22 protein-coding genes, 2 tRNA genes and 2 pseudogenes are annotated in these 26,637 nt (G+C 67.5%); 3 read left to right on the forward strand and 23 right to left on the reverse strand.

Annotated elements, in window-relative coordinates; genetic code table 11:
- Window positions 1-395 precede the first annotated feature (395 nt).
- The 14 genes and pseudogenes from HND91_RS20685 to HND91_RS20750 form a co-directional block, all read right to left on the reverse strand.
- Entirely contained in the window at window positions 396-794 is a 399-nt protein-coding gene (locus HND91_RS20685; RefSeq protein WP_181708508.1) for a hypothetical protein, read from the reverse strand.
- Window positions 795-927: 133 nt separating this feature from the next.
- The gene (locus HND91_RS20690) at window positions 928-1,773 is read right to left on the reverse strand and encodes a formylglycine-generating enzyme family protein (protein ID WP_181708509.1); all 846 of its coding nucleotides are present in this window, start codon (window positions 1,771-1,773) and stop codon (window positions 928-930) included.
- Window positions 1,763-2,461 carry an SUMF1/EgtB/PvdO family nonheme iron enzyme gene (locus HND91_RS20695; RefSeq protein ID WP_181708510.1) on the reverse strand — a complete coding sequence of 233 codons (699 nt, stop codon included), beginning with the start codon at window positions 2,459-2,461 and terminating at the stop codon, window positions 1,763-1,765. Before HND91_RS20695 ends, HND91_RS20690 begins: the two co-directional genes overlap by 11 nt.
- Window positions 2,462-2,520: 59 nt before the next feature.
- The gene (locus HND91_RS20700) at window positions 2,521-4,182 is read right to left on the reverse strand and encodes a caspase family protein (protein ID WP_181708511.1); all 1,662 of its coding nucleotides are present in this window, start codon (window positions 4,180-4,182) and stop codon (window positions 2,521-2,523) included.
- A gap of 140 nt (window positions 4,183-4,322) precedes the next feature.
- The gene (locus HND91_RS20705) at window positions 4,323-5,393 is read right to left on the reverse strand and encodes an NAD-dependent epimerase/dehydratase family protein (RefSeq protein ID WP_181708512.1); all 1,071 of its coding nucleotides are present in this window, start codon (window positions 5,391-5,393) and stop codon (window positions 4,323-4,325) included.
- A gap of 326 nt (window positions 5,394-5,719) precedes the next feature.
- Window positions 5,720-6,031 carry a Rossmann-fold NAD(P)-binding domain-containing protein gene (locus HND91_RS20710; protein ID WP_246329617.1) on the reverse strand — a complete coding sequence of 104 codons (312 nt, stop codon included), beginning with the start codon at window positions 6,029-6,031 and terminating at the stop codon, window positions 5,720-5,722.
- Between the two features lie 200 nt (window positions 6,032-6,231).
- A pseudogene (locus tag HND91_RS20715) lies at window positions 6,232-7,399 on the reverse strand (transposase); the annotation flags it as partial.
- A gap of 152 nt (window positions 7,400-7,551) precedes the next feature.
- Window positions 7,552-8,691 carry an acyl-CoA dehydrogenase family protein gene (locus tag HND91_RS20720; protein ID WP_181708513.1) on the reverse strand — a complete coding sequence of 380 codons (1,140 nt, stop codon included), beginning with the start codon at window positions 8,689-8,691 and terminating at the stop codon, window positions 7,552-7,554.
- A 23-nt stretch (window positions 8,692-8,714) separates the two neighbouring features.
- Window positions 8,715-9,458: an enoyl-CoA hydratase/isomerase family protein gene (locus HND91_RS20725; protein ID WP_181708514.1), complete on the reverse strand. Its 744-nt coding sequence runs from the start codon at window positions 9,456-9,458 to the stop codon at window positions 8,715-8,717.
- Window positions 9,459-9,482: 24 nt separating this feature from the next.
- The gene (locus HND91_RS20730) at window positions 9,483-10,796 is read right to left on the reverse strand and encodes a TRAP transporter large permease subunit (RefSeq protein ID WP_181708515.1); all 1,314 of its coding nucleotides are present in this window, start codon (window positions 10,794-10,796) and stop codon (window positions 9,483-9,485) included.
- The gene (locus HND91_RS20735; RefSeq protein ID WP_181708516.1) at window positions 10,786-11,283 is read right to left on the reverse strand and encodes a TRAP transporter small permease subunit; all 498 of its coding nucleotides are present in this window, start codon (window positions 11,281-11,283) and stop codon (window positions 10,786-10,788) included. The genes HND91_RS20730 and HND91_RS20735 overlap by 11 nt, the downstream gene beginning before the upstream one ends.
- 81 nt (window positions 11,284-11,364) lie before the next feature.
- A complete protein-coding gene (locus HND91_RS20740) occupies window positions 11,365-12,408 on the reverse strand; it encodes a TRAP transporter substrate-binding protein (RefSeq protein WP_181708517.1) in 1,044 nt (347 codons plus the stop codon).
- Window positions 12,409-12,512: 104 nt separating this feature from the next.
- Window positions 12,513-14,111: a CoA-transferase gene (locus tag HND91_RS20745; RefSeq protein ID WP_181708518.1), complete on the reverse strand. Its 1,599-nt coding sequence runs from the start codon at window positions 14,109-14,111 to the stop codon at window positions 12,513-12,515.
- Between the two features lie 54 nt (window positions 14,112-14,165).
- Window positions 14,166-15,473 (reverse strand): FAD-dependent oxidoreductase, encoded by a 1,308-nt coding sequence (locus HND91_RS20750; RefSeq protein ID WP_181708519.1) that lies wholly within the window; start codon window positions 15,471-15,473, stop codon window positions 14,166-14,168.
- A gap of 132 nt (window positions 15,474-15,605) precedes the next feature.
- On the opposite strand from HND91_RS20750, the gene HND91_RS20755 reads away from it, so the two are divergent.
- Window positions 15,606-16,274, forward strand: a complete 669-nt coding sequence (locus HND91_RS20755; protein ID WP_210272818.1) for a GntR family transcriptional regulator — start codon at window positions 15,606-15,608, stop codon at window positions 16,272-16,274.
- Window positions 16,275-16,367: 93 nt separating this feature from the next.
- Here HND91_RS20755 and HND91_RS23265 read toward each other — a convergent pair.
- From HND91_RS23265 to HND91_RS20780, 4 genes and pseudogenes are all read right to left on the reverse strand, one after another.
- Window positions 16,368-16,508: pseudogene (locus HND91_RS23265) on the reverse strand (SDR family NAD(P)-dependent oxidoreductase); the annotation flags it as partial.
- A gap of 346 nt (window positions 16,509-16,854) precedes the next feature.
- Window positions 16,855-16,960: transfer RNA gene (locus tag HND91_RS20765), tRNA-Ser, on the reverse strand.
- A complete protein-coding gene (locus tag HND91_RS20770; protein WP_181708520.1) occupies window positions 16,952-18,526 on the reverse strand; it encodes a recombinase family protein in 1,575 nt (524 codons plus the stop codon). Before HND91_RS20770 ends, HND91_RS20765 begins: the two co-directional genes overlap by 9 nt.
- 589 nt (window positions 18,527-19,115) lie before the next feature.
- Window positions 19,116-19,191, reverse strand: a tRNA-Ile gene (locus HND91_RS20780).
- Between the two features lie 268 nt (window positions 19,192-19,459).
- Between HND91_RS20780 and HND91_RS20785 the strand changes: the two genes are divergently transcribed.
- Window positions 19,460-20,686 carry an MFS transporter gene (locus HND91_RS20785; RefSeq protein ID WP_181708522.1) on the forward strand — a complete coding sequence of 409 codons (1,227 nt, stop codon included), beginning with the start codon at window positions 19,460-19,462 and terminating at the stop codon, window positions 20,684-20,686.
- A gap of 61 nt (window positions 20,687-20,747) precedes the next feature.
- Window positions 20,748-21,479 (forward strand): SIMPL domain-containing protein, encoded by a 732-nt coding sequence (locus HND91_RS20790; protein ID WP_181708523.1) that lies wholly within the window; start codon window positions 20,748-20,750, stop codon window positions 21,477-21,479.
- Between the two features lie 23 nt (window positions 21,480-21,502).
- Here HND91_RS20790 and HND91_RS20795 read toward each other — a convergent pair whose 3' ends face one another.
- From HND91_RS20795 to rpoD, 5 genes are all read right to left on the reverse strand, one after another.
- On the reverse strand, window positions 21,503-22,429 hold the full coding sequence (locus HND91_RS20795; RefSeq protein ID WP_181708524.1) for a carbon-nitrogen hydrolase family protein: 927 nt from the start codon (window positions 22,427-22,429) through the stop codon (window positions 21,503-21,505).
- A gap of 73 nt (window positions 22,430-22,502) precedes the next feature.
- On the reverse strand, window positions 22,503-22,913 hold the full coding sequence (locus tag HND91_RS20800; RefSeq protein ID WP_181708525.1) for a ketosteroid isomerase-related protein: 411 nt from the start codon (window positions 22,911-22,913) through the stop codon (window positions 22,503-22,505).
- Window positions 22,914-22,997: 84 nt separating this feature from the next.
- Window positions 22,998-23,423: an acyl-CoA thioesterase gene (locus HND91_RS20805; protein WP_181708526.1), complete on the reverse strand. Its 426-nt coding sequence runs from the start codon at window positions 23,421-23,423 to the stop codon at window positions 22,998-23,000.
- Between the two features lie 173 nt (window positions 23,424-23,596).
- On the reverse strand, window positions 23,597-23,875 hold the full coding sequence (locus HND91_RS20810) for an HlyU family transcriptional regulator (protein WP_181708527.1): 279 nt from the start codon (window positions 23,873-23,875) through the stop codon (window positions 23,597-23,599).
- Between the two features lie 387 nt (window positions 23,876-24,262).
- The gene (gene rpoD / locus HND91_RS20815; RefSeq protein WP_181708528.1) at window positions 24,263-26,245 is read right to left on the reverse strand and encodes an RNA polymerase sigma factor RpoD; all 1,983 of its coding nucleotides are present in this window, start codon (window positions 26,243-26,245) and stop codon (window positions 24,263-24,265) included.
- Window positions 26,246-26,637: the final 392 nt, after the last annotated feature.

Consider the following 26,637-nt stretch of genomic DNA (forward strand, 5'->3'; position numbering starts at 1 on the left):
CCAGATCGGGACGGCAGCCCGTCAGCGCAACGGCTCGGCCGTCCGATGACCGCGTCCGACGAAACAAGGGCGGGCGGACGAGGGCGGCGACCGCCGCAAGGTCCGGGTCGACGGCCCTCGCGAGGCGCACCCAAAGACTGTCGGACGACGATCCGTACCGGACCACGACACGCTGGTCGAAGATGGATGGCTCGACGGTCGCTGTCGCGTCGGAGGTAGCCCCGGGAAGCCCGTTCGCGCCTGCCGATGCGACCACCCCGCGCCCCGCGAGCGCCACCACGATGGCGTTCGGGTCCACGGGCCATTCGTTGGTCGTGACGAGGCAAAGGACTGGCGGTTCGGGCGGGCAGGGTGTCTGGAGCGCAAATGCGGCCGCCGACGCCGGGCCGCGTGCCTCAATAGCCGCCATGCGCGGACGCGGACCGAGCTTCCGATGGCGCCGGCCGGATCCGTAGAACGCGAAGCACCGATGGAGACAGCTGGTTCCGGCTGGCGGCCGGCAGGCTGCGGACCGCCGCCGGCGACACCCGGACGAGAACGGACGCCGGGAGAGCGTTCAACATGTCGACGGTGCTGCCGGCATTCGGATACTCCCGTATCACGCGCTCGACGGAGCGTGGAGACCCGGACGCGACGGCCGCGAAGGCGGCCGACCGTGCCTCGGCGCTGTCGCCCTGTCGTTGCACGGACATGGGGGTCACGCAGCCGGACAGACTGAGTGCGGGAGTTCCCACAGCGACACCGACGATCAGCGCACGCGTCAGTGCGCGAAGCTTGTCGCGATCCTGCTCCATGGCGAAACTCCGACATATGCTACTTCCATCATACTCGACGGCGCACCGGTCGCAAGTCGACGAGCAGTCATGGCGACGACAATATTTGCTTTTACATCATCCATTTGGGCGATGATCAAAGGTGCCGGACGAGTCAGTCCGGGTTGCGCATCAACCGGAAGCCGAGGGCGAAGCTGCGCACCACCACTCGGTCGCCCCAGGTGTGGGCGGTCGTGAAGTTCTTCACCGGCGCCACGTTCCAGCCGGCGCCCCGGAACACGGCATTGGCGCAGTCGCCCTTCAGGCAACTGTTTGTCCACTGCCAGACGTTACCGGCCATGTCGTTGAGGGCCCATGCATTCGCCGGGAAGCTGCCGACGGGAGCGGTGTGCGCAAAGCCGTCGTCGCAGGCCTCGATCTTGCGCTCGTCCAGTGGGAACAGCGCCTTGTAGGACTGATCGGCGAGGTTCACGCGGGCGCAGATGTCTTCGGCCTCCTCGCCCCACCAGAACGCCGAGGTAGAGCCCGCCGCGGTCGCCGCCTGGCTTTCCTCCACGGTCGGCAGCCGCCAGCTCTTGCCGGTGCGCTCCGACAGCCAATCCGCATAGGCGTTCGCGTCGTCCCAGCTGACGCAGACGACCGGGTGATCGTCGCCCTGAGGAAACGTGGGGTTCTGCCAGTCCGCTTCCTTGTTGAGCGACCAGCGCTTGCCGTCGCTGACGTGGCAGCCCTTGCCGGAAAAGCCCGTGGCGCTCGCGAACGCCGCGAACTCGGCCCGGGTGACGAGGTCCCGCCCCATCAGGCTGCCGTCCGGCAGCCGCACCAGGGTCGGGCAGGTGTCGCAGTCCGTGACGGTCTCGCCGGCCTCACCGCCACTTGCCTCGCCGGTCGTCTGGGCGAGGGCAGGGGCCACCAACGCCCCGGCGAGGATCGCGAGCGCCAAGGCGGGTACGGACGGGACGACCGCGATGTGGCCGCGCGTGGCAAGACTAGTCGACATCCTTGACCACCCTGATTCCATAGGTGTTGAAGCGCAGCGTCACGTCGTTCCAGATGGTGGCGGTCGGACGCAGGTCGGCCGGGCGGCTCGACCAGGCTCCACCGGCGAGGATGCGCTCGGCGCACGCGTCGTCCTTGCAGTCGCTGGTCCACTGCCAGGCGTTTCCCGGCAGGTCGTAGAGCCCGTAGGGGCTAGCCGCGAAGCTGCCCGCGGGCGACGTTCCCTTGCCGTCGAACGGCGTCTTGCACGACTTGCAATTGGCCCGGCCCTCGCCGACATCCTGGCCCCACCAGTAGTTGCCCATCTCGCCCGCCTGGAGGGCGTAGCGCAGCTCGCCCAGCGTCGGCAGGCGGTAGCGCGCCTTCGTCCGGTCGGAGAGCCAGTCCGCATAGGCCTTCGCATCCTGGTAGCTCACGCAGACGACCGGGTGTTCGTCGTCCTGCGGCACCTTCGGGTCCTGCCAGACGCATCCCCACCCGGTCTGTTGGAGGCCTGTCTCGCGGGCGAAGATTTTGAACTGCCCGACGGTGACATGGCGTCGGCTCATGGCGAGGCCGCTCGGCAGCATGGCCATCTCGGGGCAGTTGGCGCAGTCCGCGAAGCTCTCGATGACGGCGCGTGGCAGCGCCAAGTCCTGCGCGACCGCCGCCGGCGCGAGCGCGACAGGCCCGATCGCGACAGCCTGCACCGCGGCGAGGATCCGCCATACCCGTCGCGGCACCAACCAGGAAAACGGGCGACGAGACATCAACCGCCCTCCAACGAACGCAGCGCCACCTTGGCCTCCTCGACGCCGTTCTCGGCCGCCTCCGCAAAGAGCGAGCGCGCGCGCGACCTGTCCGGATGACCGCCAAGTCCGTCGCGCACAAGCACGCCGAGATTGAGCGCCCCATAGGGATTGCCTTGGCGGCGCGCCCGCTCGAACCAGATCCGGGCCAGCCGGTAGTCCACGTCGAGCCCCACCCCCTGGGCGGTCATGAAGCCCACCGCCGTCTGCGCGTGGCTGTCGCCAACCGACGCGGCGGCGAGCAGCAGGTCTACCTTCTGCTGGGCGGTCAGCACGCCGGTCTGCTCCGCCCCGATCGACGCCTGATAGCTGCGCGCCGCCTTGCGGGTGTTCCGGTCGAGCACGCCGGTCACGGTGTCGACTTCGAAGCCAAGGGCGATCAGGCCGTATTGGAGCATGTTGACCGGCAGCCGGTCCGCCCGCGCCATGGCGGCCTGCCGCAGCGCCGCCTTCTCCGGTCTCGTGCCGGCCGGCGCGCCCGCAAGGGCGTTGACCTCGTCGGCGCGGGACAGCGCGTCGAGCCGCGCCTTGGCAAGGTCCGCAAAGGCGCCGTCCGGGAAGCGGGCCAGATAGGCGCGGAAGTCGTCGGCCAGCACGCTGTCGCGGATCGTGCGCCAGTAGATCTCCTCCAGCGAGGCGTTTTCCGGCAGGGCATCGTTGGCGACCGCTGGATCCGCCGTGACGGCGGCGACCTGAACCCGTTCCAGTTTGACCATGGACTCCCGGGCGAGGTCGGCGAAGAAGCCGTCCGGGTGATGCTCCAGGAAGGCGCGGTAGGCATCCGCGGTCCCCACGGCCTGGGCGGCCTTGAAGTCCGCCGCCGGGTCACGCGCCACGGTCTTCGGCTCGCCCGGCACGAGATAGACCTCCTCGGTGCCGAGCGAGCCGTAGAACACCGGCTGCTGGCGCCCGCCGGTCGCTTCGCGCACCGCCGCGTTCACCCGTCGGAACACGAAGTTCACCTCCAGGCCCGGGGTCGGGAGCGTCTCCAGCAAGGCCCTCGCATAGGGGCTGTGCTCTCCGTCGCCGTCTTCGGCGGTAAAACCGGCTTCCGCCGCATAGGAGACGAGCGTGTAGGTGGCCGGCTCAATCGGCGCAAAGCCCCGTCCGATCGACCGCTTTGCGCCGCTTCTCTGAATTCTGTTGGCGAACGGATTGTCCCGGCAGGCGTCGAGCAGCACCAGACGCAGCGTCTCGGCCTCCGCTACCGCGTCGAGGATACGCGTCAGCGGAATGGCTTCGTCCTCCACGTGGGTGTCGCGCTTCAGTTCGGCGTCGACCGGGATCAGGAAGTTCGTCCCACCCACCTCGATGCCGTGCCCGGCATAGTAGACCAGCGCGATGGACGCCCCCGACACGGTCTGCTCGAAGTCCCGGACGCTCCGCCGCATCTGGTCGGCGGAGAGATCGTAGCCCGTGGTCACCTCGAAGCCGACATCGCTCAGCATCCGGGCGACCGCTCGGGCGTCGTTGAGCGGGTTGGGCAGCGCCGGCGCGGCGGCGTAGGAGCCGTTGCCGAGAACCAGCGCGACCTTTCGGCCTGAAGCGTGGCCCGCAACGGTCAGAAGCAGAACCGCCGCAAGCGTGGCGACGAGCCTGAACCAGAACCGATGTGCCGACATACGAAGAGTCATGGCAGCCTCGGACACTTGATCGCGTTGAAGATCACGCCGAGGAGTTTAGCGCAGGCGGCTGCATTCCGGACAGCACAGAATGGAGGATGGCCTCCAAACAGTTTGGTGCCCGCGTGTTCGGGATGTCATCACAGCCAGCGTTTCTGCATCGCGGCAATATTCTGCTCGATGACATCAGTCACCGATGTCGCTGGCGACCAGCCCGGCAGCGCAGCCGCGAGCTTCCGGTTGTCGGTGATGTACCATCTGTGATCGCCGAGGCGCGGCTCGGAAAGAGGCTCCCTCGACACGGTTCCGCCGAGGAGCGTCTCCACGATGTCGATCGCCTCGTTCACGGAGACAGCGTTGTCCCGCCCCCCGCCGACGTTGAAGACCTCGCCGGGCGAGGGCGGCGTCTCATGAAGCCGGTATATCGCCTCCGCCAGATCGTCGGCATGAATATTGTCGCGCACCTGTTTGCCGCCATGCCCGATGACCCGGTAGGTCGTGCCCGTTACCGCGCATCTGCAGAGATACGACAGGAATCCATGCGCCTCGGCGCCGGCGTGGGCCGGGCCGCTGATGCAGCCGCCGCGCAGAACGACGGTCCGCAAGCCGAAGTACCGACCGTATTCCTGCACCATCACGTCGGCCGCCAGCTTCGAGGCGCCGAACACCGAGTGGACGCACGCATCGACGGAAAGGGACTCGTCGACCCCGTGAGGCCAGTATGGATGCTCCTCCGCGAGGTCCAGGCGCGATCCGCGGTCGATCAGCGGCAGGGCATTCGGCCGGTCGCCATAGACCTTGTTCGTGGACATGTGAATAAAGATCGCCTCCGGAGCCGCCAGACGGGCGGCTTCCAGCAGGTTGAGCGTGCCGCTCGCATTGACGGCAAAGTCCACCAGCGGCGATCGGGCCGCCCAGTCGTGCGACGGCTGGGCGGCGCAGTGCACGACGGCCGCGACCTGACGGCCAACGCTGGCTAAAAGGGCATGCACAGTACGGCCGTCACAAACATCGATCGAGTGGTGCTGATACAGCGAACCAAGTTCCTCCTCCAGCACCTGTCGCTGCCAAGCATTCGACGCGTCTGCGCCGAAATAGTGTCTGCGCATGTCGTTGTCCATTCCGATTACCAGGAGCCCGTTTCTGGCGAATGCGCGAGCGACGGCCGAACCGACGAGGCCGAGGGAACCAGTCACCAAGGCCAGCCGCATGAGTTTGTGTCCTCCAGCTAGGAACGGGCGCGGTTAGAAGCGCTCATCCGAGTTTCACCTGCTCACCCCTGCGAAGTCCAGCTCGGAGACGGCTTCAAGGTGCTGGGTCGAAAGTAGTGACCGTCAACACTAAAGTATGTTCATTCGAGGAGATCAGCCGATCGGTCGAACCGGTTCGGCGTCCGGCTCTGGCGGGAGGCCTGGACGGACTCCGCGGACGCGGCGCGGTCGGCGCTGCAGCTCCTCACGGCTACATGGTCGGCCGCGCGCGCCGCCACCAGCGGAGGCCGGTCCCCGTGATCCGGCCTCCGGGTGTGTTATCGTCGTCAGCCGAAGATCGATCGGATGGTGCCGCCGTCCGCCCGGTGCGTGACGCCGTTCATGGCGGTGTTGGTGGCGAGCGTCACTACGCCCCGGCCGTGCATGGCGGGATCGATCAGCTTCTGGGTGAGGTTGGACGGCTGAACCTCCTTGTAGAAGCGCGCCAGAGCCTCCTCCGCGGTGCGTCCCTGTTCACGGGCGAGATCCTCGAAGTAGGTCGCAACCGACTCGGACGCCGTTGTGCCGGGCATGTAGCTGTTGACCCGGACCGACGTACCGCGGGTGAGTGCCGCCAGCGATCGGCCGAGACCGAGCATGGCCGTCTTGGTCACCGAATAAGGGACTGATCGGCACGTCGCGACCGTGACAGCCCCGGCAGACGAGCGGCAACAGCCGATCAGTCGAGCGTCTCGGATCCGAACTGCAGGTGCGCCCTGTAGATCACGCGGTCGGCGCTGTTTCGGATATCAAGGGAGAAGCGCACGAAGTCGGCGTTCGGCAGCGCTTCGCCCGCTATGCGGGTCATGTCGCGGGCGCCTTCATGGATCGACCGAAGAATCTTGCGGGCCGGGGCTCGCGGGCAGCATCGTGGTTTGAGGGCGCAGGCGTCGCAGTCCAGCTTGCTCGCCCGGTAGCGCATGAACCCTTCCGGGTCGACGCCGTCGCGCGGATCCTTCGGTCCCCGCCGGTACCGCTTCAGCTCCTTGCCGCCCGGACAGGTGTAGAGGTCCCGGGCGTGGTCGAAGGCGAAGTCGGCACGTTGGTAGGTCCCGTCCTTCCGCTCGGACTTGTCGAACACCGGGATGTGCGGCTCGATCCCGCGCTCATGGACCAGCCAGGCCAGCATCTCGGCGGAGCCGTAGGCGCTGTCGGCGGCGAGCTTCGCCGGCCACAACCCGAAGCGGTCTTGCGTGCGCTCGATCATCGTGCAGGCCGCGCCGACCTCCGCCCGCCGGATGGCGCGGCTCGCCTCGACGTCGACGATGACGGCGTGGTCGACATCGATCAGATAGTTGGTGGCATAGGCGAAGAAGGCGTGGCCCTTGTTGGCCCCGTCCACTGCGCCGCTGGATCGGACTTGGAGGCGAACTTCGGCTTCGACTCGCTCGCCGCGCCCCAGGCGGCGTCGTCCAGGGTGTCGAGATACTCCCGGACGGAGCGGGCGTGGCCGCCAGAGCATTCCAGTCGACGCTCTCTGAGCCTTCAGCAGACCGCTGCCGGTTCGCGTCGGCCCGGATCAGGCTGGTGCCCGTCGCGAACCCTTCGCCACCGACGAGCCCCTCCTCCATGCAGCGGCGCACGGTCGCCTCGAACAACTCGCGGAGGAGATCGCTGTCGCGGAAGCGACCATGCCGGTTCTTGGAGAAGGTGGAGTGGTCCGGCACGGCCTCGTCCAGTCCGAGGCGGCAGAACCAGCGGTAGGCCAGATTGAGGTGGACCTCCTCGCAGAGACGCCGCTCCGATCGGATCCCGAAGCAGTAGCCCACGAGCAGCATGCGGATCATCAGTTCCGGGTCGATCGAGGGACGCCCGGTGGAGCTGTAGAACGGCTTCAGGTGGGCGCGGATGCCGGAGAGGTCGACGAAGCGGTCGATCGCCCGGACGAGGTGGCCGGCAGGGACGTGACGCTCAAGGCTGAACTCGTAGAACAGCGCCTCCTGCACCCCGCCGCGCTCGCCCATCATCGCTCCGCCCTCCTGTTCGGAAGCCAAGTGAATCAGGACTTCAGGCCCGCAGCAACGCCGAGTTTCTCAACGGAATCCGGCAAAAGCGGTCTTGATAATCAAAAAAATGAGACGGCCGATCCTTAAGCTGTACCAGCCGCGCTGAATACCCGTCATGCCAGCAGTTCGCGAGCGATCACCATTCGCTGTATCTCGCTTGTTCCTTCTACAATCTCCAAAACCTTCGCTTCGCCGATGAGGCTCGCCGCTGGACAGTCCTCGAACACACCGAGAGCCCCGTGCACCTGCACCGCCTTCAGGGCGGCGTCGACGGCGAGCTGGCTGGCGAACAGTTTGGTCTTGCTAGTCTCGTTTCGGAACGGTCGACCGCTGTCCACGAGCATGGCAGAGTGACGGACCATGAGTTCGGCCGCGTGAATGCCGGTCAGCACGTCGGCGAGCGGAAAGGCGAGCCCCTGGTGTTCCAGAATGGACTTGCCGAACAGGCGACGATCGCGCCCGTGGGCGATGGAGAGGTCGATGGCGCGCCGGGCCAATCCGAGGCCCGTTGCCGCCACGAGAACGCGACCGATGCTGAGAACGCTGAGAACCTGCTTCAGACCGTCACCGGGATCGCCGATCCGATAGCGGTCGGGGATTCGGACGTCGTCGAAGTAAAGCTCCACCGAATCCGCAAAACGCCAGCCGATTTTCGCGGCGGGCCGGCCGACCGAGAAGCCGCGCGTGCCGACAGGCACGACGAAGCTCGTGAGCCCCTTCGGCCCTTTGTCCGGATCGGTGACGGCCACGACGGTGGAGAAACCGTGGAGAGGCGTTCCGGCGTTGGTGGAGAAGATCTTCGCGCCGGAGAGGATCCAGTCGTCGCCGTCCCGCACGGCCTTCGTCCGGATGTTGGCGACGTCGGAGCCGCCGTGGGGCTCGGTGACGCCGAACGAGCCGATCATGCGTCCGGCACAGACGGGCTCAAGGAATTCGCGCTTCTGCTCATCCGAGCCGAAGCGAGCGATCAGCGAGGCCGGGGCGCTGTTGCAGAGGAAGACGGCTGCGAAGGACGGATCAGTCCGGGCCAGGATCTCCGCGACGAGGGCGGCACCCCGGGTGCCGAGACCGGCACCGCCGTAGGCCGGGTCGTAGGCCGTGCCGAGATAGCCGAGTTCGCCGAACGCGCGGACAAGCTCCGTCGGGAACCGATGCTCGCGGGAGTGGGCCGGCAAGGCGTCGGCCAGCTGTTCGCGGCAGAAACGCTCCACCGCGTCGACCAGCATGGCTTCGTCTTCGGTGTGGTCCAGCATGGTGAAGCTCCTCGGGATGGGGGTCAGCTCTTGGCGGCGAACCGGGCGAGGGTGGTGGCGGCGGTCTCTTCCAGGCAATTGCGACCAAAGGCGTCCGACGCCATAGCGTCCCAGATCTCCGCGTCGCCAGCGACGGCGGTGCGGAACGCTTCCTTGGTGGACCGCACGGCCGGAGCCGGCAGGGATTTGAGACGCGCCGCAAGGGCAAGGGCCGTGTCGAGCGCGCCCCCCGGGGACGCCTCATAGTCGGCGATGCCCGCCCGAACCGCGGCGCTGCCGTCCAAGGTGTCGTGACCGAACACCAGCCGGCGGGCGACCACGGGTCCGACCCGCGCCGCAAGGGCCTTCAACCCCCAGGGCGGCAGCCAGCCGTTCGGCACCTCCGGCAAGCTCCAGCGGCTGTCGGAGGCGGCAACGACCAGGTCGCAGGAGACCGCCAGGATGAAACCGCCGCCAAGCGCATGCCCTTCGACGGCGGCGATGACCGGTGTGCCGAGGAGTGCGATTCCGCGGGCGAAGGCCGCGGTGTCGGCTTCGTTCCGGCGCATGCCGTCGATGTCGAGCCGACCTAGTTCCTTGAGGTCGCTGCCGGCGCAGAAACTGGGCGGCGCCCCGGTAAGGACGATCGCGCCGACCGTTGCGTTGGCATCGAGGCGGCGGAACGCGTCGTCAAGCGCTTCGATCATGTCCGCCGCGAGGGCGTTGCGACGGGCGGGCCGGTCGAGAGTGACGACGGCCACCCCGGCGTTTTCAGTGATCTTGATCATAGGACGATCCTTGGAGGCGCGGGCTTACTTCAGGAGGCTCGGCAGCCAGAGTGCGATCTGCGGAAAGAGCAGCACGAGGGCGAGACCGATGAGCTGAAGTCCGATGAAAGGAATGACCGCCCGGAATTTCTCAGAAAGCTCGATCTCCGGCGGAGCGACCGCCTTCAGGTAGAAGGCGGCGGCACCGAAAGGCGGCGTCAGATAGGAGACCTGCATGTTCATGGTGAAGAGGATGCCGAACCAGATCGGGTCGAAGCCCAACTCGCGGATCACCGGCACGAAGATCGGCATGGTCAGAAGAACGATGCCGATCCAGTCGATGAAGCAGCCAAGCACGATCAGGATGAGCATCATCAGCCCGACGGTGGCGAGCGGGGGTATCGGCAGTCCGCTGATCGCGCCCTGAAGGAACGTGGTCCCGCCGGCGAGGGTGTAGACGGCCACGAGGGCCGAAGCGCCGAAGAAGATCCAGGTCAGCATGGCGACCGTGCTGCCGGTGGTCTGGACCGACTTGTAGACCATCGTCCAGGAGAGGCGGCCGTGAACAAGGGCGATCAGCATTGCGCCGAGCACGCCGACTGCCGCCGTTTCCGTGGGCGTCGCGATCCCGAGATAGAGCGAGCCGAGCACGGTCGCGATCAGCCCGAGCGGCAGGATGAGAGCACGGCCGAGAAGTAGCTTCTCGCCCATGCTCATGGCCAGTTCCGCTTCCGGCGCGAGCGGCCCGAGAGCCGGATTGCGGTAGCAGAGGACGAGCACGTACACGAGATAGATACCGACAAGCAGAAGGCCGGGCAGGACCGCCGCCAGAAAGAGGTCGCCGATCGAGACCTGCGCGACGAGGCCGTAGACAATAAGCACGATGCTCGGCGGCAGCAGGGTTCCGAGAGATCCGCCGGCGCAGATGACGCCGACTGCCAGACGCTGGTCGTACTGGCGCTTCAGCATGGCGGGCAGGCAGACGAGGCCGAGGACGACGATCTCGGCGCCGATGACGCCTACCATGGCGGCCAGAATGGTGGAGGCGACGAGCGTGCCGACGGCAAGGCCGCCGCGCAGGCGCCCCGACCAGACGTGGAGCGCGTGGAACAACCGCTCCACCACGCCGGCTCCTTCCAGAATGCAGCCCATGAGGACGAACAAGGGCACCGAGATCAGCGCGTAGTTGTTCATCAACGTGAAGATGCGGCTGGGCAGCAGGTAAAGCGACTGCGGGCCGAACAGCCAGGCGCTCAGGATGACGGCGGTGGTTCCGGTCGCGAAGGCGAGCGGGATGCCGGTGGCGATCAGCAGGAGGAGCAGACCGACCGTGACAAGGCTGACGAGTTCACCGGACACGGCGGAGCTCCCGGAAAGTTCTGGCGAAGTTGATGAGGATCTGCAGGACCATCAGCGCCGCCCCGACCGGAATGGCGAGCTTCATCCACATCGGGGCCCGGGAGTTCCAGCCTGCGCCGGTGCGCTCGCCGCCCATAAAGGACGTCTCGGCCTGTTGGATGCCGTAGTAGACGATGGCGCCGAGGAAGAGCAGGCTCAGCAGGTGAGCCAGCAAGGTCATCACCAGCTGCGTGCGCGGGGACAATAACCGGTAGATGAAGTCGATCCGGACATGCGCGTCGTTCTTCACCGCCGCGGCGCCGGCAAGCATGTAGTGGATGCCGGCCAGCGCAATGACGAGTTCCAGGCCCCAGATCGTCGGTGCGTTGAAGAAATACCGGGCTGCCACGTCGTAGACGGTCACGGCAAACACAACGAGATAGACGAGACTGGACCAGTTGCCGACCGACTGGTTCACAGTCTCGATCCAACGGGTGATCGCGCCCATGGGACGGCCTCCCTCGCTAGGGTTCGGACATGCGAAGAAAAGGACCCCCGCCGCACGGGCGGGGGCTTCGCGGGAAGGCGGTTAGTCCAGCAGGCCGATGCCCTTCAAGTAGGCCTTCTGGCTTTCCACGGCACGCCGGGTGAGGTCGTTCTTGGCTGCGTAGGCGTCCCAGGTCTCGACGGCTGCGGCGCGGAACTTGCGCCGGTCCTCCGCCGGCCAGTCGACGAGCTCGACGCCCTCGCTGCGGAGCTCGTCGGCCACCGATGCGTTCTGCTTCTCCAGGGACTCGATCATATCCATGCTGAAGTCCTTCACCGCCTGGGTGAGGATTGTCTGAAGCTCCGGATCGAGACTGTTCCAGACGTCGAGGCGGATGGACACGTCACCCGCCGGCATGGAGTGGATCCCGGGATAGATCGTGAACTTCGCCTTGTCGTGGAAGCCGAGCTCGGCGTTCATGCCGAGCGTGCCCCAGTCGGTGCCCTCGATGGTGCCGTTATCCATGGCGCTGAACACCTCGGATCCCGGCAGGTTCACCGGAATGGCGCCGAACTTGCCGAAGAGGTCCGACGCCATGCCTTGTGGCAATCGGACTTTCAGACCCTGCAGATCCGCCACGCCAGCCACCCGGCGCGTGGTCGGCAAGGCCTCCACGCCCCAGTAGGCAACCCCGATCGGATAAAGACCGAGCGGGGCGTAAGCTTCCTTCAGGAGCTCCAGACCGCCGTGCTCGTAGAACCAGGCCATGCCTTGGCGCGGATCGTCGTAAGCGGCATTGAGGTCGCCGATGGCGGCGAAGGCCGGGTCGCGACCGGTCCAGTAGACGGTTGCCGGGTGGTGGCCGTCGAGGATGCCGTGGGTGACCGCGTCGAGTGTCTCGTTGACACCCACCACCGCGCCGACCGGCAGCGGGGTGATGGTGACGCGGCCGTCCGTCTTTGCTTTGACGTTCTCGGCGAACCGCTCGAAGGCAGCCTGGTTGGCGGTTCCCGGCTGCCAGAGCGTCTGGATCCGCCAAGTGTAGGTCTCCTGCGCAGCCAGAGGGCTAGCCAGAAGTCCGAAGGCGAGCGCACCGATGACGGCGGGCCCGGCTTTCATCAAGCGGCGGCGTGCACGATCGATCATGACGTTTTCTCCCGTTATGGTTCGCCCGCTTTGACGGGCGGCTTCGTGTCGGCGTCTTGGTGCGCCCTCAAAATTCAGTCCAGTCGCCCGTCCGGGCGGTGCCGTCAGCTCCCGGTCCGATCGAGGGGGACGGGACCGGTCTGGAATAGAGCCGCATCCATCAGAGGTAGCGGCTCGGCGATGCGGACTGGGGCGTAGTCCATCCGGTCGAGGATATGGGTTCTTACGTCGACGCCGGGCGCTACTTCCGCGAGAACGAGACCCTCGGCGGTGACGTCGAAGACCGCCCGTTCAGTGACGATCCGCGCGGTCTGCCCGCGATCGCGGACGCCATCGCGCACCCGATAGGTCACGCTCTCGGCCTTCTCGGCGAACTTGGAGATGCGCCCATCCCGGACGATGTGCAGACGTCCGTTCTCGAAACGAACGTCGAGACCGCCGGTTGTGAAAGTGCCGGTGAACACGAGGCGGCGCGCGTTCTCAGCGATGTCGATGAAGCCGCCTGCACCGGGGTTGGCCGCGCCGAAGCGGGAGACGTTGACCACGCCCTCGGCGTCGAACTGGGCGAAGGCGAGCGCGGCAAACCGGCAAAGGCCGCCGTCGATCACATCGAACTGGTAGAGCCCGTCCATGATCGCCGAGGGATTGATGTTGGCGGAAAACTGCCAGCCAGACATGACGACGCCGCCGTAGGATCCGTGTTCGGTGGTGAACCACCAGTCGTCGAGACCGTCCCCATCGAAGTGGCCGTCCTCGGCCATCACCAGGGGAATGTCGGCAGCCGCGCCGAAGCCGAAGATGGAGAGTTCGCGGCGGCGCACTTCGCGCGCGGCCCGGCGGGCGATCACCTTGTCGGCGGACATCTCAGGCCGCGGCAGGTCCGCGATAGGGCGCCGGGCACCGGAATAGTAAGCCGGGTCGAAGGCCACATCCGTGGTCATCATCATCTCCGGTTCGACCACGATCTCGTCGACGAAATAGCCCGGGATTCCGACCGCGGACGCCGGGCGCCGGGCGCGGCCGACGATCCGCCGGACCTGGGCGATCACCCGGCCGCCAGATGCCTTGGTGGCCAAGATGAGGCCGATGTTGGCGGAGACGAGCGCTTCGTCTTCCCAGGACAGATTGCCGAATTCATCGGCGCTGGAGGCGCGGACGATGGCGACGTCAATCGGCCAGGTGGGATAGCAGAGGAGGTCCTCCCCGCCGACGGAAACGCGACGGACCAGGTCCGCCTCGGCCCGCTCGGTGAAGCGGCCGCCGCCGAGTTCCGGGTCGATGTAGGTACCGAGACCGACGCGCGTGAAATACCCGGGGCTTCGGCGCGCCACCTCGCGAAGCCAGTGCATGGATGCGCCAATGGGCCAGCTGTAGGCCTCGATCCGGTTCTCGCGGATGAGGCGCATCAGTTCGGGCCGGCGGCCCGTCTTCGGATCGACCGGGTTGATGTAGGACCCGGAAACGATCCGTTTCATCAACCCTTCCTGCGCCACGTGGTCCATGCCGCGGATGCCCTGTGCGTCACCGGTGCCACACGGAAAGTAGAAGGTGAGGTCGCGCGGAGCGCCCGTGTCGCGGAAGCGGTCCCCCAGGGCCTTCAGCACGGCGTCGGGCGTGATCCAGCCGATGACGCCGACGGACGCGACCGTGGCGCGGTCCGGAATAGCGGCGACGGCGTCGGCTGCGGTGGTGATGGTGGCCATGTCCAGTCCGTGTTCTTGAACGAAGATTTCCGGGCGAGGCGCCCGCGCGGGGGCTCAGTCGAGGTGGGCGCCGTCGCGATTGAGCAGCAGGCGCAGATCGCGTCCGGCGATCGCGCGCGGCGGCATCGCTTCGCGGACGGCGATCGCGGCCGCATGGCCCACCGCGTGTCCATAGCCGAAGCACTGGGCGGTGACGCGGGCGGAGGCCACCGCCTCGTGTTCCGCCGAGAGGCAGCGGCCGGCAAAGAGAAGGCCCTCGCCGCGTGCGGGCACGAAGCAGCCGTAGGGGATCTCGTAGACGTCGTTCAGCAGCCACTCGACCCGCGGCTTCTGACCCGCATGCAGCTCGATCGGCCAGGGCGAGCGGGCGATGCCGTCGGCGAACTTCGCGCCGGAGACCACGTCGGCGTTGGCGAGGCGATTAATGCCCTCGCCTTGCCGCGTCTGCCGCACACCGACCTGGACGCCCGTGTCGTTGACGAAGGAGTGCTCGCAGCCGGCGATATGCCCCCGGAAGAAGCGCGCGTACTCGCGCATCTGCAGGCGGCCCTCGATCTCCGCCTCGGTGAAATCGCGATGAAAGAGGGTGTTGAGTTCGCGCCCGTCCGCGCCGACGACACGCGTACAGTTGCAGAGGAGTTCGTCCGGCCGCGTTGTGGTGAAAAGCCAGATCTTCGCGCGCGGCAGACGATAGGCGCCCGACGCGCCAGCGGCGATGATCTGTTCGGACACGGCCGGCGGCATGATGGTGTCGCGCCCGTAGGTGGCGACGAACCGCTCGACGTCGACGCCACCAAGGCGGAAGATCATCGTGGGGTTCTGCACCCGGCCGTCGTCGCCGACGAAGGATGGGAGGCCCGCCATGGCGATGAGGTCCGCGTCGCCCGAAGCGTCGATTGTGGTGCGGGCGCGAATGTCGAGCGGGCCCTCCTTGGTGAAAACCGAGGCACCCTCGATGCGGTCGCCCTCCCGGTGGACGCCGGTCGCCATCGCATGAAAGATCACGCGCACGCCGGCATCCCGGAGAAGCGCATCTGCCGTCTCCCGCCAGACGAGCGGGTCGTGCACGCGTGTGTAGGTCTTGCCGTAGGGCACCGCCTCCGCCAGTCCGCCGCGCGCTTCGATGGCGCGGACGAACTCGTCGGCGAAGCCGAACACCACCTGGCGTGGCGGCGCATCCCGGTTATCGGTTGCTTCATAAAGGCCGCAGACCGTGCCCGAGAGGCCCGCCACCGCACCGCCGCCGCAGAAGCCGTAGCGCTCCACGAGCGTGACATCGAGGCCTTGCCGGGCTGCCGTCACAGCGGCTGCGAGGCCGGCAGCACCGCCGCCTACCACCAGAACGTCCGTGTCCAACCGCATGACCGGCCGGCTGTCGACCGCTGAACCGTTTATCACCGGCTCCTCCTCCCTACTGGTCGACATCTGACATATCAGTTGATGACTAACCCGTCAACCGATAGGATTGGACTCGTCAAAGTCTCGGGAGACGTGATGCCGGCGAGCATTCTCGACACCACTCAGCCACCGTCTCTGTCGGAAGAGGCCTATCGGCGTATCGAGGACATGATCGTCACCCGAATTCTTCCGCCAGGATCGATGATTTCGGAGAACCAGCTTGCAGATGATCTGAAGTGCGGCCGCACACCGGTTCGCGAGGCGCTGCAGCGGCTCAAGCTGGAAGGCTTCGTCGAAATCCACCCGCGTCGTGGGGCGCAGGTGACGACGGTGGACGCCGGCAAGCAGCTGGAGTTGCTGGAGGTCCGTCGGTCCTTGGAGGACCTGATGGTGCGCCTCGCCGCCGAGCGAGCCTCGCGGGCGCAGAGGGATCGGATGACCGTCCTGGCGGCGGAAATCCTCAAGGCGGCGGACGATCCTGTGATGTCGCGCTATTTCGCCGCCAACAGGGAAATCCACCTGCTCTGTGCCGCCGCGACGCAGAACGCGATGCTGGCGCGCACGATCGGCGTCATCCACGGCCTCTCCCGGCGGTTCTGGTACACCTACATCGAGGACGAGCGCCGCTCCGAAGCTGCCAGTCTCCACAGCACCGTGTTGACGGCGATCGCGACCGGCGACAAGAACGCCGCTTCGCAAGGTGCGACAGCCCTCCTGGACTTTCTAGAGCGGCTGACCCGACTGGCTATCGAGCGGAAGCTCTAGGTAATCCCCACCATCTAGGCTGGTCGGAATGGGGCGCGTGCGCACCGCACCGTCACGTAGGGAGCGCCATTGGGCCATGCGGTCCGAGAGGTCGCCTTGGCTTCGATCCTGCGCCTTCAGGTCCTCGAGACTTCCGGTGCGTCGGGCTGCGATGCCGACATTCGCGCCGGCTTCGGCGAATTTTGCGGCGGTCTCGGCGCCGATGTCGCTCGTGGCGCCGGTGACCAGCGCGATCTCCCCGCTAAGAGTGGTCGCCGTCCTCGATCCTTCTGGTGGCTCCCCGCACGTGGCCGAAGACGCGGCGGAACGAGATACCGTGATCGACCGCAAAATTTAGGGCCGGTAGGGCCCTCATGCCCGACTGCACACGACATCCCCGAAACTCAGCGCAGGAATGCTTGAGTAGCACGTTACAGCCGCTCTGGGTCAGTAGCAGACAACCGGCTTGAACGAGCGACAGATCGCCAGGCAATTTTTGCGGTGAGTTTCGGATATCGAATCGGCGTTGGGGTAAAAGCTAGGGTAACAGCCGTTTGAAACGTCTAAACGTGCGCAATTATAATACCTCAAGCGGAGATAATGGCGGAGAGAGAGGGATTCGAACCCCCGATGCCCTTGCGAGCATGCCGCATTTCGAGTGCGTTACTCGCCTGGCCCGGTTCCGGAGCTCAGCGCAGCTATCCTCCTGAGAACTTGTACGACCCATTTTGCTTAGCCCAGGATGCCGGCAACTCGCTTAGGCTGCAGAGGCCGACACCGTGCGGCAGAGTTCCCTCGATAGCCCCCCTGACGATCTCAGGTGACAGGAACGCCAGGTTCAGCGCCATGCGAATTGATCGTTCGGAGCACCCCTCCCGGCGGGCGATCGCATGCGTGTCCGTCACCTTACCCGTGACCAGTTCATCCACCCAAGCCCGAGCCTTCGCAATCCCCTCCACAAGCCGCGCCCGTGTCTCAGACCGGATTGGGCGGGCGGGCAGGCTCGCTTGCTCAGCCCCAAGCAAAGCCCGGCGCGGTCGACGCGTTGGTGCTGACCAGGGCACAACCAGACCTGACGGGCTTGCCTCCCCCTCAAGCCGCCAGCTAACCTCCAGCTCGCCCTGTCGCACCACCACCCGCTCGACACACGCCAGGTAAAGCTCGGATTCTGCCGTTCCTTCCCGAGTACTCGCTGTGACGGCGAGAGCCCGTGCGAGTGCCTCCTGGACGGTCCCCTCGATCTCAGGGGCAGGCACCCGCGGCACGCTGCCGGCCCGCTCGGGCTCACCCTGAACCAGTGCCGACGAGGTGTAGTACCGGTAGCGCACCCCGCCCTTCTTGGCCCCGGTCGGCGTCATTCGGTTCCCGCGATCATCGTAGATCCGGCCCACCAGAGGCGAGGCAGGATACTGCCTCCCACCGCTGCTGCGAGCCTTGGACGAGAGCGCCTCCTGCACGGCTAAGAACAGCTCTGCGGGCACAATCCCCTTGTGCTCACCCTTGTAGTGCTGCCCTTTGTAAATCACCTCGCCTACATAAACCCGGTTGCGCAGAAGATAGGCGAGCGGGCCCTTGGTGAAGGGAATGCCTCCCCGTGTCGTGCCGTCCCGCCGCCCGCTCACCTTCGTGACGATGCCCCGCTCACGAAGATCCCGGGCCAGCGCCGTGAGGCAGCCTAATTCCAGGTAGCGGCTGAAGATCAGCCGCACCGTCTCGACCTCTTGCGGGTATGGGATGAGGCATTTGTCCCGCACTTCGTAGCCGAGCAGAACAGGTCCGCCCATACGCATGCCCTTCTTCTTGCTGGCGGCTACCTTGTCCCGGATGCGCTCGCCCGTGACTTCGCGCTCGAACTGCGCAAACGACAGCAGCACGTTCAGGGTCAGCCGCCCCATGCTCGATGTCGTGTTGAAGGCCTGCGTCACCGAAACGAAGCTTACGCCCGCAGCATCGAACGTCTCGACAAGCTTGGCAAAGTCGGCCAGCGAGCGGGTAAGCCGGTCCACCTTGTAGACCACCACGTCAACCCTACCAGCCCGGATTGCATCCAGCAGCTCCTGAAGGGCGGGCCTTTGCATGGAGCCGCCGGAGAAGCCGCCATTATCGTAGCGCTCGGGCAAGCACCGCCAGCCCTCGTGCGCCTGGCTCTTGATGTATGCCTCGCAGGCCTCGCGCTGCGCCTCGAGCGAGTTGAACTCCTGCTCCAGACCGTGCTCGGTCGACTTGCGGGTATAGATGGCGCAGCGGAGCGCCTTGCGGGGGGCTGCGGTCATGACGCCCTCTCATCACCCACAACGCCCGCCCGTGTGGGCGAGCCCTCCCACAGACCAAAGAATCGCGGCCCGTTCCAGCGCGTGCCGGTGATCTGGCGGGCATCGTTTCGGGCGGGCTGATCAGACCGTCGTCGTTCTGAGCGGCGCGGGAAAGCAGAACGAGCTGCATGTCGGTGAGCGGCATGGTGGACCTCAGGTGATGCGACGGCCTGTGCCGTCACCACCTGAAGCCCCGCTGCGGCGGGCAGCGAGGCGGGACTGTTGTCCCAGGCGGAAGTGCTCACGGCAGCATCACCGCTCTGGACGGGACGAAAGTCCAGTCCTTCTTGGGCGGACCGATGAAAGCCTGCGAGCGCCGGTGTGCATGCGAACCTGTCTCCGGAATGATGCAAACTGGTCTCTGGTGGGGCAGTCTTGAAAGGCTGGAAAACGCATCCATCCGGCTGGAGAAAAGCAGCCGAAGTAGCCCGGATCTTGCCCTTTGAGGTGGCCTAGAGAGAGTAGGACGAAATGGGGTATTTGGGCTAAGTGCCTGAACCGTTGGGCGTCTCTGCCGAGAACGGAAAAGCGGCATATGGCGCGGAGTTTGTGGTGGGCCCGGCAGGACTCGAACCTGCAACCAGACCGTTATGAGCGGTCGGCTCTAACCATTGAGCTACAGGCCCACCGATTCCCCGCGCGGGGGAACTCCGTCGCTTCCACCTATAGCCGACCGGGCGAGCGGTTCAAGCGGGGAGACGGCGGGTCGGGGTGGCGGGGAGGGGGCGGCGGTCGTTTCGGCTGGCGATTTGGGGTGGCGGTCTCTAGAAGAGGGGCGAGCCGCGCGTCGCGGCGGCGCTTGCCTCCATGGAGCGGAGACGCCCGTCACGGTCCGTCGCGGACCGGGAACGGGGCTTTGCCGCGGTGCCAGGGGGCGATTGAAGGAGGCCGGACATGAGCACGGGCGAAACGGCCGCGACCGCGTTGGCGGGCGGCGCGCCACCCGGCCGCGAACCCTTGTCGCGCTTCCTGCTGCCGGTGATCCTCCTCGTCTCCAGCCTGACCGTGATGGCGAGCGCCACCATCGCGCCGTCGCTGCCGGGCCTCGTGGACCACTATCGCGACGTTGAGGGCGTCCAGACGCTGGTCCGCCTGGTGCTGACCATTCCCGGCCTCGCCATCGCGGTGGCGGCGCCGTTCGCCGGCTGGCTGGCGGACCGGTTCGGGCGCAAGCGCATCATCATCGCGTCGATCGTGCTCTACATCCTGGCGGGCGGCGCCGGCCTCGTGCTCGACAGCCTGGGCGCCCTCATCCTGTCGCGCCTGGTGCTGGGGCTCGCCGTCGCCGGACTCCTGCCCACGTCGACGGCCCTCATCGCGGACTTCTGGCACGGGCCGGCGCGCGACCGGGCGTTCGGCATCCAGGCCGCCTTCATGGCGGGCGGAGGCGTGGTCTTCCTGCCGCTCGGCGGCTTCCTGGCCGAGCTCAGCTGGCGGGGGCCGTTCTTCGTCTACGTGCTCCCGATCCTCCTTCTGCCGTTCGCCGTGTCGGTGCTGCGCGACGCGCCGCGCGGGGTCGCCTCGACCGACGCCGCGCTCGACGCCGGCCCGTTTCCGACCGGACTGACGGCGCTGGTGTCGCTGATCGCCTTCGTCGGCATGGCGCTCTTCTACACGCTGCCGGTGCAGCTGCCTTTCCTCCTGCGCGAGCTCGGCGAGCCGAGCCCGTGGCTCGCCGGGGCGGGTCTGGCGGTGAACACGGCGCTCTCGGCCATCGCGTCGCTGAACTTCCGGCGCGTGCGGGCGGCCTTCGGGCCGCAGGCCATCCTGGTCGGCGCCTTCGTGATGATCGGCATCGGCTTCGTCGTGGTGGCGAGCGCCGACTCCCTGCCGATGGCGATCCTCGGCCTCGTGTTCTGCGGCCCCGGCCTCGGGCTGATGTTCCCGTCGAACTCCACCTGGCTGATGGCGCAGGTTCCGGCGCGGTTCCGCGGACGGGCGACGGGCGCCATGACGACGGCGGTCTTCATCGGCCAGTTCGTGTCGCCGCTCGGCTCCCAACCGATCGCCGACGCGGTCGGGCTGTCCGGCATGTTCATGGTCGGGGCGTTCATCTCGTTCGGCTTCTCGGCGCTGCTCCTCGTCGGCCACCTGCTCGAGCGCGGGCGCGGCCGTTCCTGAAAAGCGCCCCAATCCGGTGCGAGCCCTCTGCCGTCGTCTGTTCGGCAGGGAAGGAAACCCCATGCTCGCTGTCTCCCGCGTCGTCGCCCTCGCGTGTCTCCTCGCGGCGGCCCCTGCCGCCGCCGCGGAGGACCGCGGCCCGCCGACCCTGACCGTCACCGCCGAAGGCGTGGTGACCGCGACGCCCGACACCGCGATCGTCTCCGCCGGGGTCGTCACCGAGGCGCCCGAGGCCGGGGCGGCGCTTTCGGCCAACAACGAGGCGATGCGCAGGCTGATCGACGCCGTGAAGGCGGCGGGCGTCGCCGACCGGGACGTCGGCACGTCCGGCTTCTCGATCGATCCGGTGATGGTCTATCCACAGCCGAAGGAGGACGGCACCCAGGATCCGCCGCGCATCACCGGCTACCGGGTCGGCAACCAGGTCACCGTCAGGATCCGCGAGATCGCCAAGGCCGGCGACCTCCTCGACCAGGTGGTGCGGATCGGCGCCAACAACGTGCAGGGCGTCCGCTTCACCGTGGACGACGACGAGGCGCTTCTCGACCGGGCGCGGGCGGAGGCCATGAGGACGGCGCTCAAGCGGGCGAAGGTCTACGGCGAGGCCGGCGGGTTCGGGATCGGCCGGATCGTCAGCGTCAGCGAGACCGGCGGCGTCATGCCGTTCGCCGAGCAGTTCCAGCCGCGCGTCGCCATGGCGGCCAAGGCGGCCGACAGCGTGCCGATCGCGGTCGGCGAGCAGGAGATCCGCGCCGGCGTGTCGGTGACCTTCGAGATCACGCCGAGTCCCTGACCGGCGCGGCGCCGCCGCCCCGGTCAGGAGGCCAGCGTCACGGTGCTCCGGCCGTCCGGCGTGAGGTCCACGGTCTCGGCCAGCGGGGCGGTGACCACGCCCTGCTCGGCCCAGTGCCGGAAGTTGAGAACGTCGCCGTCCGCCCGGACGGCGGCCACCTTGTCGAGGTCCACGTCGCCCATCACCCAGGACGGCACGTCGTAGGTGCCGATCGCCACCACGCCGTCGTCCGGGAAGCCCCGGTCGGGCGGGCCGTAGATGGCGGCCGCGCCGTGATTGTCCGTCACCGCCGGCGACCAGGGCGCCGCCCCCACGGTGGGGGCGTGGACCACGTAGCACTGGTTCTCCACGGCGCGGGCGGCGCTGCCGTTGCGCACGCGCCAGTAGCCCTTCACCGTTTCCGTGCAGGACGGGGCGAGGATGATCTCCGCGCCCGCCTCCGCCTGGGCGCGGGCGATCAGCGGAAACTCCACGTCGTAGCAGATGGACACCCCGATCACCCCGATCGTGGTGCGGAAGACGGTGATCGGCCCGCCGGCGACGATGCCCCAGGTGTCCCGCTCGAAGCGGGTCATCATGATCTTCTCCTGCCGGCCGGTCTTGCCGCAGGGCGCGAACAGGCGCGCCACGTTGCGGAACAGGCCGTCGCCGCCCTGGATGGGCGCGCTCGCGGCCAGGATGTGCACGTCGTGCCGGCGGGCGAGCGACTGGTGCAGGGAATCGATCTCCGGCATCAGCCGGTCGAGGGCCTCGATGCTGGCGCGAAGGTCCGAGGCGCGATCGCCGGAGAGGGCGGTGAGCTCGACGGCGCCATATTCGGGGAAGACCAGGAGCTTGGCCCCCTCGGACGCGGCCCTGTCCACCCAGTCGGCGATCTTCGCCTCGTAGGCGTCGAGATTGGACAGGCGGTCGATGGGATACTGGGCGGCCGCGACCTTGTAGTGTCTCATGGGTGCTCTCCCTCGCAGGCCCCTTGCAACCAGCGCCTCCACCCGATGTTCCGGAGGCGCCGGCCGTCCGCCGTCAACGTGCGACCTGCTCGATCCAGTCGTCCAGGTCGTAGTAGGTGGTCATCCGGCTGATCCGGCCGTTCTCCACCTCGAAGAAGCTGCCGGCCCGGACCGAATAGGTCTGCCCGTTCGCCGGCGGCAGGTTGTCGTCGGTCTCCAGGTAGGTGCCGGACACCGTGTATTCCGCCGCCGCGTGCAGGCCGTCCCCGGCGGTGAGGAGGACCACGTCGGTCATCCGCTCGCGGTAGCAGCGCGCCATGTGGATGAGGTAGGTCTCGAACTTCTCCCGGCCGACACGCCGCCCGCCCTGGTTGACGTCGAGGACGACGTCGTCGGACACGCAGGCGAGCATGCCGGCGATGGAGCCCTCGTTGAAGGCGGCGATGTAGCGGTCGATCAGGGATCGGATGGCGGCGTCGTCCATGGCGGGTCTCCTGTGGCGGCGTCGGCGGAACGGGCGGGAGGCGGCTCTCGGGGCGGCCGGGAGGCCGCAGCCCCGGCGCGCCGGTCAGACGGGCCGCAGCGGCGCCTCGAGCGGGGGCGGAACGGGCCGCGGCCGGCCCTCGTCGTCGATCGCCACGAAGGTGAAGGTGGCGGCCGTGACCTTCTCCCGCACGTTGGTGCGAAACCGGCGAGCCCAGGCCTCGATGCGGATCTTCATGGACGTGCGGCCGACCGAGTCCACCGAGGTGTAGACGCAGAGGACGTCGCCCACCTTCACCGGCCGGAAGAAGGTCATGCCGTCCACCGCGATGGTCACCACCCGGCCCTGGGCGCGCTCCACCCCGGCGATGCCGCCGGCCTGGTCCATCTGGCTCATCACCCAGCCGCCGAAGATGTCGCCGTTCGCGTTGGTGTCCGCCGGCATGGCGATGGTCCGGACGGTGAGGTCGCCGTACGGCTGCTCGGCGACGGGCATGGTGTGATCGGACATGGAGGCTCGGCTCTGGCGGCGGCCGACGGTCAGGCCCGGGCGGGGGCGCCGGAAGCGGGACGGTCGGCGGCGGCGGTGACGGCAAGCGGGTTCATGGGCAGCACGATAGCACGGCTCGGGCGGGGCCGGGAGGCGGACGCCGGCGCCACGCCCCGGACCCGCGCCGGCCGACCTCAGCCGAACAGCCTGTCGCCCTGCTCGTCGATGATCTGGCGGGCCTTGCGGAACGTCATCTCCACCGCCTCGTCCTTGGCGGCCGACCGGTCGGCCCGGTTGAACACGTGTTCGCGCGCGGCGCCGTCCACGGTCTTCGTGATCAGCCCGCAGACGCGCCACTGGCCGCCCTCGGACGCCGGCGTGGCCGTGATGGTGAAGCCCTTGTGCTCCTGGGTGGGAGCGGCAGGCTCCTGCGCGGCCGCGCCGCCGCCGAACAGCTTCTTCAGGAAGGACATCGCACCTCCAGACCATGACACGCGCCGGACACCGGCGGCTCGATCGGCAGAGCATAGAAGAGGTCGGCCGGGGAGGCGAGGGGAGGGCGATGGATCCGACCGCGAGGCACGGACGCGGTCCGAGGAGGCCACCGGACCGGGCATGCGAGAGGGTGGCGCAAGCGGCCGCAGAACGATGTTGCCGTCCTGTGGGGGCGACACAGGATCCAGCCGGCGTCGTGGTCTCCGAAGTCTGCAACTGGCTGCCGGAGGCGGAGGCCGCCGAGCTGCGGGCTGCTTTCGCGGCCGAACTCGCGCGGCTGGGCTTGGCCTGAGCCCATCCGGACGCGACAAGGCCGCCCGCGATGGCTCGGGGGCGGCCTTGGTCGTTCGCGATGCCGTCCCGGCTCAGTTGTCCAGGAAGCTGCGGAGCTTGCGGCTGCGGCTCGGGTGCTTGAGCTTGCGGAGCGCCTTCGCCTCGATCTGGCGGATGCGCTCGCGCGTCACCGAGAACTGCTGGCCGACCTCTTCGAGGGTGTGGTCGGTGTTCATGCCGATGCCGAAGCGCATGCGCAGCACGCGCTCCTCGCGCGGGGTGAGCGAGGCGAGCACGCGCGTGGTGGTCTCGCGCAGGTTCGACTGGATCGCCGCGTCGATCGGCAGGATGGCGTTCTTGTCCTCGATGAAGTCGCCGAGGTGGCTGTCCTCCTCGTCGCCGATCGGCGTTTCGAGCGAGATCGGCTCCTTGGCGATCTTCAGGACCTTGCGGACCTTCTCGAGCGGCATCGCCAGCTTCTCGGCCAGCTCCTCCGGGGTCGGCTCGCGGCCGATCTCGTGCAGCATCTGGCGCGACGTGCGGACGATCTTGTTGATCGTCTCGATCATGTGCACCGGGATGCGGATGGTGCGGGCCTGATCGGCGATCGAGCGGGTGATCGCCTGCCGGATCCACCACGTGGCGTAGGTGGAGAACTTGTAGCCGCGCCGGTACTCGAACTTGTCCACCGCCTTCATCAGGCCGATGTTGCCCTCCTGGATCAGGTCCAGGAACTGCAGGCCGCGGTTCGTGTACTTCTTGGCGATGGAGATGACGAGGCGGAGGTTCGCCTCCACCATCTCCTTCTTGGCCTGTCGGGCCTCCTTCTCGCCCTTCTGGACCAGGTGGACGATCTTGCGGAACTCGGTGATCTCCAGGCCCGTCTCGGTGGCGAGGTTCTGGATGGTCTGCCGGAGGTCGCGGATGTCCTCCTTCTCGCGGGCGACGAAGTCCTTCCAGCCGCGCGACGACAGGGAGGCGACCCGGCGGATCCAGTTCGGATCGAGCTCGGAGCCCTGGTACTGGCGCAGGAAGTCCTCGCGGCTGACGCCGTAGGATTCGGCAAGCCGAAGCAGCTTGCCTTCCATGCTCATCAGCTTCTTGTTGATGTCGTAGAGCTGCTCCACGAGGCTTTCGATGCGGGCCGCGTTGAGCGAGAGCGACTTCACGTCCTCCTGGATCTCCTCCTCGAGCTTCTTGTAGCGACGCTCCTGGGAGGGGGAGAGGGTGGAGTTCTTGAGCCGGTTCTCGACGTGCTGGTCCTGCAGGCGGCGCAGCTTCTTGTAGTTCTCGGCGATCCGGTCGAAGGTCTCCAGGACCTTCGGCTTCAGCTCGGCCTCCATGGCGGACAGGGAGATGTTGTTCTCCAGGTCCTCCTCGTCGCCGAGCTCCGGCGCTTCCTCGCCCTCGGGGCGCGGCTGCGCGGCCTCGATCTCGTCGTCCGCCTCGCCTTCGCCGAGGCCGGGCACCGGCGCGCCGCGACCGTCCGGCCCCGCGTAGGTGGCCTCCAGGTCGATGATGTCGCGCAGGAGGATCTTGCCTTCGTTGAGCTCGTCGCGCCAGACGATGATCGCCTGGAAGGTCAGCGGGCTTTCGCAGAGGCCCGCGATCATCGCCTCGCGGCCGGCTTCGATCCGCTTGGCGATGGCGATCTCGCCCTCGCGGGAGAGAAGCTCCACCGAACCCATCTCGCGCAGGTACATGCGCACCGGGTCGTCCGTGCGGTCGGCGGGCTCGCGCGTGGTCGTGGTGCGGGCGACGGCCGTGCCCGGCGATTCGGCCAGTTCGTCGCCCTCGTCAGCGCCGGCCGGCTCCTCCTCGGATTCGGCCTCCTCGTTGTCCACCACGTTGATGCCCATGTCGGAGAGCATCGACATCGTGTCTTCGATCTGCTCGGAGGTGACCTCCTCGGACGGCAGCACTTCGTTCAGCTCGTCGTAAGTCACGTAGCCGCGCTTCTTGGCGAGCTTGATCATGCGCTTGACGGCCGCATCCGAGAGGTCGAGAAGCGGGCTGTCCTGGCTCTCGGTGCCGGTGTCCTGCGCCTCTTCCGATTCGGTTGCCTTGCTCGCCATGGTGTTCTCCGCGGTCCGCCGCCGGCCTGCCGCCGTCAGCCTCATTGTGGCCGGAGCCCGACGCTGAGGGCGCGCCGTGCCGAACCGACCTGTCCTGTCCACATGTGCCGTCCCGACCGAACGTCCGTCGGACAGGATGGGTCCGGCCTGACCTTCCAGTGTGGGATCAAGCCCTTAAATCGCCCCTAACCATTCCGCCGGGGAGGTCCGGCCCGATGGACGGCCCCGATCCCGACGGCGGCCTGCCGCCTCGCCGCATCCGGCCGCCAGTCCCGAAAATGCCGGACTTCGCGCCACCCGAGCGGATACGATCATACGCCCCGGAAACCGGAGAGTTCCGACCGGACTGCTGTATGTAGCGAGCGCGAGAGAATCTGCAAGTGCGATTCGTT

It is taken from the genome of Chthonobacter rhizosphaerae (assembly GCF_013839525.1).
In the GTDB taxonomy this organism is placed as follows: Bacteria; Pseudomonadota; Alphaproteobacteria; order Rhizobiales; family Pleomorphomonadaceae; genus Chthonobacter; species Chthonobacter rhizosphaerae.

Bases quoted from the DNA above. Each gene is read 5' to 3' on its own strand.
- HND91_RS20685 (WP_181708508.1), bottom strand. From the start codon at position 794: ATGGAGCAGGATCGCGACAAGCTTCGCGCACTGACGCGTGCGCTGATC.
- HND91_RS20690 (WP_181708509.1), bottom strand. From the start codon at position 1,773: ATGTCGACTAGTCTTGCCACGCGCGGCCACATCGCGGTCGTCCCGTCC.
- HND91_RS20700 (WP_181708511.1), bottom strand. From the start codon at position 4,182: ATGTCGGCACATCGGTTCTGGTTCAGGCTCGTCGCCACGCTTGCGGCG.
- HND91_RS20705 (WP_181708512.1), bottom strand. From the start codon at position 5,393: ATGCGGCTGGCCTTGGTGACTGGTTCCCTCGGCCTCGTCGGTTCGGCC.
- HND91_RS20710 (WP_246329617.1), bottom strand. From the start codon at position 6,031: ATGCTCGGTCTCGGCCGATCGCTGGCGGCACTCACCCGCGGTACGTCG.
- HND91_RS20720 (WP_181708513.1), bottom strand. From the start codon at position 8,691: ATGCTGGACCACACCGAAGACGAAGCCATGCTGGTCGACGCGGTGGAG.
- HND91_RS20725 (WP_181708514.1), bottom strand. From the start codon at position 9,458: ATGATCAAGATCACTGAAAACGCCGGGGTGGCCGTCGTCACTCTCGAC.
- HND91_RS20735 (WP_181708516.1), bottom strand. From the start codon at position 11,283: ATGGGCGCGATCACCCGTTGGATCGAGACTGTGAACCAGTCGGTCGGC.
- HND91_RS20740 (WP_181708517.1), bottom strand. From the start codon at position 12,408: ATGATCGATCGTGCACGCCGCCGCTTGATGAAAGCCGGGCCCGCCGTC.
- HND91_RS20745 (WP_181708518.1), bottom strand. From the start codon at position 14,111: ATGGCCACCATCACCACCGCAGCCGACGCCGTCGCCGCTATTCCGGAC.
- HND91_RS20750 (WP_181708519.1), bottom strand. From the start codon at position 15,473: ATGCGGTTGGACACGGACGTTCTGGTGGTAGGCGGCGGTGCTGCCGGC.
- HND91_RS20755 (WP_210272818.1), top strand. From the start codon at position 15,606: ATGCCGGCGAGCATTCTCGACACCACTCAGCCACCGTCTCTGTCGGAA.
- HND91_RS20770 (WP_181708520.1), bottom strand. From the start codon at position 18,526: ATGACCGCAGCCCCCCGCAAGGCGCTCCGCTGCGCCATCTATACCCGC.
- HND91_RS20785 (WP_181708522.1), top strand. From the start codon at position 19,460: ATGAGCACGGGCGAAACGGCCGCGACCGCGTTGGCGGGCGGCGCGCCA.
- HND91_RS20790 (WP_181708523.1), top strand. From the start codon at position 20,748: ATGCTCGCTGTCTCCCGCGTCGTCGCCCTCGCGTGTCTCCTCGCGGCG.
- HND91_RS20795 (WP_181708524.1), bottom strand. From the start codon at position 22,429: ATGAGACACTACAAGGTCGCGGCCGCCCAGTATCCCATCGACCGCCTG.
- HND91_RS20800 (WP_181708525.1), bottom strand. From the start codon at position 22,913: ATGGACGACGCCGCCATCCGATCCCTGATCGACCGCTACATCGCCGCC.
- HND91_RS20805 (WP_181708526.1), bottom strand. From the start codon at position 23,423: ATGTCCGATCACACCATGCCCGTCGCCGAGCAGCCGTACGGCGACCTC.
- HND91_RS20810 (WP_181708527.1), bottom strand. From the start codon at position 23,875: ATGTCCTTCCTGAAGAAGCTGTTCGGCGGCGGCGCGGCCGCGCAGGAG.
- rpoD (WP_181708528.1), bottom strand. From the start codon at position 26,245: ATGGCGAGCAAGGCAACCGAATCGGAAGAGGCGCAGGACACCGGCACC.